Source organism: Micromonospora sp. CPCC 206060 (assembly GCF_036906895.1).
Taxonomy (GTDB): Bacteria; Actinomycetota; Actinomycetes; order Mycobacteriales; family Micromonosporaceae; genus Micromonospora.
In genome coordinates, this window is record NZ_JBAKHU010000152.1 from 1 (window position 1) to 4,425 (window position 4,425).

A 4,425-nucleotide genomic window follows, 5' to 3' on the forward strand; every position below is an offset into this window, starting at 1 on the left:
CAGCGGCAAAGAAGACGAAGTCCGTCAATCCCCGTCCACGCCGCACAGGTTAAAGATCAAGCTAGTACGACAGCGACCTTTGACGTCCTACCGCCATGAATGAATGACGGGGATTCCGGTCCGCCACGCCCCCGTGGGGGCAAGCTCCCGGCGGGTTACCGCTTCGCCGCGCGGTGCCGGGATCGCTCCCGGTCTTACCTGCACCCCACGGTCGTTGAGGTCCGCCCGTCCGGCGGCCCTGATGTTGCGTGCGGTGTTCACGTCCCGGTCGTGGTGACTGCCACACGGGCAGGTCCACGCTCGAACGTCGAGCGCCATCTTGTCGTTGATGCGACCGTAGTCGAAGCACGCCCGGGTGGACGGGAAGAACCGGTCCACCCGGGCGAAGATGCGACCGTACCGGGCATTGTCTCGGTCTTGATCTACGCCTCGTGCGTGGCGGTGTTGTCTCCTCGGGGACTTTGGGTGCTGTCATGCGCAGAGTTGGGGTGACGCTGGTTCGTGAACTCTTCGGTGGCGGCCCATGACGCGAGTAAGACCAGCTTGTCGGCGGATTCGGTGCCTTCTTCGGCGCTGTACGTGCAGATGGACAGGCCGGGTTGGCCGGGCAGTTCGAGGACGTCGAAGGTGATGTCGATGTCGCCGACCTGAGGATGGCGGTAGACCTTGTGGCCGGTGCGGTGTTCATGGACGTTCTGCTGCGCCCAATCGTGGCGGAACTGCGGACTGAGGGTGGACAGTTCGCCGATCAGAGCGGTGAGCTCGCTGTTGAGCGGGTCGCGCCCGGCCTCCAGTCGTAGCATCGCGGCGGTCATGCTGCATGCTACAGTAGTGGCCAGTCAACGTAGTAGTCACGGGCCCGGGGGTCGAGGAAGACGAATCGGGCCAGGTTCGGCTTGTCGGCCTCAAAGTGCGGGGAGAACAGGGCACGTCCCAGAAGGTTCGAGGCGATCAGGTCTTGCCGCGCGTTGTAGACGACGGCGGGGACGGCGAGGTTGTCCAGGACCCGTTGCACCGAGGCGCGCATGGCTGGTTTTTCGAGCTTGTGCTTACGTGCGGCTGATGTCGACGTAGCGGTGCGGGCCAGGTCGAACAGGTGCTCGCGTTCGACGTCGTTGAGTTGCAGTGCGCGGGCGATCGCGTTGAGCACGCTTTCGGACGCTCCGCGCAGGTTGCCGCGCTCGAGTTGGGTGTAGTAGTCCAGGCTCACCCCGGCCAGCATCGCTACTTCCTCGCGGCGCAGGCCGGGAACGCGCCGTTCCCCGCCGTAGTCGGGTAGCCCGGCCTGGGCCGGCGTGATGTTCGCGCGACGGGAAATCAGAAACTCCCGCACGTCGTCCTTGCGGCTGCTCATGTCCTCCACCGTAGGTCCGCTGCCCGGATCGTCCCGGGCTCGTGCGTGCCGGCCGCCCCAGGGAGCTGGGGTGGCCGGGATGTGTCACAGGGTCAGCAGCACCTTGGTGGCCCGCCGTTCGTCCATCGCCCGGTAGCCCTCCGGCGCCTGGTCGAGCGGGAGCGTGAGGTCGAAGACCCTGCCGGGGTCGATCTTGCGGTCCCAGATGAGCTGGATCAGCTCGGGCAGGAACCGGCGTACCGGGGCGGGGCCGCCGTGGACGTGGATGCCGGCGAAGAACAGGTCGATGCCGGGGATCTTGACGTCGTAGTTGACGCCGACGTAGCCCAGGTGCCCGCCGGGCCGGGTGGCGCCGATCGCCTGCATCGTCGCCTCCTGGGTGCCCACCGCCTCGATCACGGAGTGCGCGCCGAGCCCGCCCGTGAGCTTCTTGATCTTCGCCACGCCCTCTTCGCCACGCTCGGTGACGATGTCGGTGGCACCGTAGAACCGGGCGAGTTTCTGCCGCTCGGGGTGCCGCGACATCGCGATGATCCGCTCGGCGCCGAGTTGCTTGGCGGCCAGTACCGCCATCAGGCCGACCGCGCCGTCACCGACGACCGCGACGGTCTTGCCCGGGCCGGCCTCGGCGGCCACGGCGGCGAACCAGCCGGTGCCGAGCACGTCGGAGGCGGCCAGCAGCGACGGGATCAATTCCGGGTCCGGCTGGCCGGGCGTAGGCACGAGGGTGCCATCGGCGTAGGGGATACGGGCCTTGTCGGCCTGCGTGCCGATCGTCTGCGACACGAACGAGCCGTGCACGCACTTGGACTGATAGCCGGACTGGCAGATCTCACAGGTGTTGTCGGAGATGACGAACGATCCGACGACGAAGTCACCCACCTTGACGTTCTTCACCTCGGAACCGATTTCCTCGACGATTCCGACGTACTCGTGCCCCATCACCTGATGATCGGCCGGTTCGACGCCACGGTAGGGCCACAGGTCGGACCCACAGATGCACGTCGCGCTCAGCCGGACGATCGCGTCCGTGGGCTCGATGATCTTCGGATCGTCACGCTCCTCCACCCGAACGTCCCCGGCGGTACGCATGATCACTCCACGCATCAGGTATCTCCTTGCTATCGCATCGCCGCGGCTGCGGCGGCATATGCCTTCCCGGAACAGCGCAGCATCCGCGCCGTCCTGATCCATGAAATCCGGCAAACGCGCCACCTGGGAGGGGCCGATAACACCCCCCAGCCAGACGTCCACTCATCGGCAGCAGTACGCGGTAGCCAGGCCCTTCGTCCTGGAGGTGCACGACACCACCGGGTACACCACTGGCCGGGAGTTCCGCATCTGATGCGAACGCTCTTTCCAGGCGTTCCCTGGTCTGCTCTCCGCGGATTCACGCCAGGCGCCTGACCGATCGACCCGCCCCCAGAGACTCCGGATCGTGCGCGGCCCCGGCCACCATGAAGATTGCCCAGACCACTGTACTGTCTGGCGGTACCCGCAATGCCGCGCTTGGCGCCCTCGGGCTAACCAGGAGGCGGGCGCGGCAAGGAGGCTATCGAGCACGTGGCGAAGACACTGAAGATCACCACGCGGAACGCGACCTTCCAGCAGTGGCAGGCGTTGCTGACCAACCGCACCAAGCGTCAGCGTGCGGGCGAGTTCGTGGTCCAAGGGGTCAGGCCTGTCACCCTGGCGGTTGAGCACGGTTGGGAGATTCGTGCGCTGCTGTACCCCGACGGACAGAGCCTCTCCCGGTGGAGTCGTGGCATCCTCGAGCGTGTCAGCGGCGCCAGCCGAGTGGCGGTGGCGCCGGAGCTGTTGCGCGAGCTCGGGGGTAAGGACGAGGAATCGCCAGAGCTGCTCGCGGTGGTCGGACTGCCGGAGGATCGACTGCAGCGGATACCCCGTGCGGCTGACATGCTGGTGATGGTTTTCGACCGGCCGACCACTCCGGGCAATATCGGCACGCTTGTTCGATCCGCGGACGCCTTCGGAGCGTCCGGCGTGGTCATCACCGGGCATGCGGCCGACCCCTACGACCCGAAGGCGGTGCGCGCCAGCACCGGATCGTTGTTCGCCGTCCCTGTGGTGCGGGTGCCAAGCCATCGCGAGGTGCTGGACTGGGTCGGCTCCCTGCGTGCCGCAGAGGTGCCCGTCGAGATCGTCGGCACCGACGAACACGGGGACGTGGACATCGCCGAGCACGACCTCTCCGGACCGAAGATCATCGCGGTGGGAAACGAGACGCACGGGCTCAGCACCACATGGCGGGAGTCCTGCGACCGCATGGTGCGGATCCCGATCACCGGCGCTGCCAGCTCCCTGAACGCAGCTTCGGCGGCGACGGTCGTGTTGTATGAGGCCGCGCGTCAACGAGCAGTGTCGGCGGCAGACGTCGCCTCCCGTGCGTGCCCCTGAGCGGGCAGACGATTCGCTACCGCGCGAGCAGGGAGCGCAGGACCTTGATGATTTCATCAGGTGATTCCTCGGCCATGAAGTGTCCGGCCGACGTGGTGTGGTGCTCCAGATCGGCGGCCCAGGTGCGCCACAGCGCGGCGGCGTCGAAGCCGAGTGCGGCTCCCCAATCCTGCTGGACGACGGTGACCGGCATCGCCAGTCGGTTCCCGGCGGCTCGGTCGGCCTGGTCGTGTTCGAGGTCGATGCCGGCTGAGGCACGGTAGTCGGCGACGATGGACGGGACCGCCTCGCGCGAGGCTTTCAGGTACTCCGCCCGCAGGCCCGCAGGAATGGCCTGCGGATTCTGGGTCCATACGTCGAGGAAGTAACCGAAGAAGGCGTCCGCGCTGGCGCTGATCATCTGCTCGGGCAGGCCGGGTGGCTGGGCCATCAGGTACAGGTGGAAGGCAACTGCGGCGGTGGACCCGTGCAGAATGTCCCACATGTCCAGGGTCGGCAGGACGTCGAGGGTGGCGAGGTGGGTGATCGTAGCGGGATGGTCGAGGCCGGCGCGGATGGCGACGAGGGCGCCGCGGTCGTGAGTTGCGTCCGGCAGAGTGGTGTACGGCAGACCTGCAGCTCAGAGCCGGTTTGGCGTAGACGTGAGGCGGCCA

General features: G+C 67.1%; 5 protein-coding genes and 1 pseudogene. 1 reads left to right on the plus strand and 5 read right to left on the minus strand.

Annotated elements, in window-relative coordinates; all coding sequences use genetic code 11:
• Window positions 1–87 precede the first annotated feature (87 nt).
• From V6U90_RS32495 to V6U90_RS32510, 4 genes and pseudogenes are all read right to left on the minus strand, one after another.
• A pseudogene (locus tag V6U90_RS32495) lies at window positions 88–393 on the minus strand (zinc ribbon domain-containing protein); the annotation flags it as partial.
• 29 nt (window positions 394–422) lie between these two features.
• Entirely contained in the window at window positions 423–815 is a 393-nt protein-coding gene (locus V6U90_RS32500; protein ID WP_334444861.1) for an MmyB family transcriptional regulator, read from the minus strand.
• An 8-nt stretch (window positions 816–823) separates the two neighbouring features.
• Window positions 824–1,354, minus strand: a complete 531-nt coding sequence (locus V6U90_RS32505; RefSeq protein WP_334444863.1) for a helix-turn-helix domain-containing protein — start codon at window positions 1,352–1,354, stop codon at window positions 824–826.
• Window positions 1,355–1,438: 84 nt separating this feature from the next.
• The gene (locus V6U90_RS32510; RefSeq protein WP_334444865.1) at window positions 1,439–2,461 is read right to left on the minus strand and encodes a zinc-dependent alcohol dehydrogenase family protein; all 1,023 of its coding nucleotides are present in this window, start codon (window positions 2,459–2,461) and stop codon (window positions 1,439–1,441) included.
• A 456-nt stretch (window positions 2,462–2,917) separates the two neighbouring features.
• Here V6U90_RS32510 and V6U90_RS32515 point away from each other — a divergent pair, with 456 nt between their 5' ends.
• Window positions 2,918–3,772 carry a TrmH family RNA methyltransferase gene (locus V6U90_RS32515; protein ID WP_334444867.1) on the plus strand — a complete coding sequence of 285 codons (855 nt, stop codon included), beginning with the start codon at window positions 2,918–2,920 and terminating at the stop codon, window positions 3,770–3,772.
• A 16-nt stretch (window positions 3,773–3,788) separates the two neighbouring features.
• Here V6U90_RS32515 and V6U90_RS32520 read toward each other — a convergent pair whose 3' ends face one another.
• Window positions 3,789–4,202, minus strand: coding sequence for an alpha/beta fold hydrolase (locus V6U90_RS32520; RefSeq protein ID WP_334444869.1), 414 nt, complete (start codon window positions 4,200–4,202; stop codon window positions 3,789–3,791).
• Window positions 4,203–4,425: the final 223 nt, after the last annotated feature.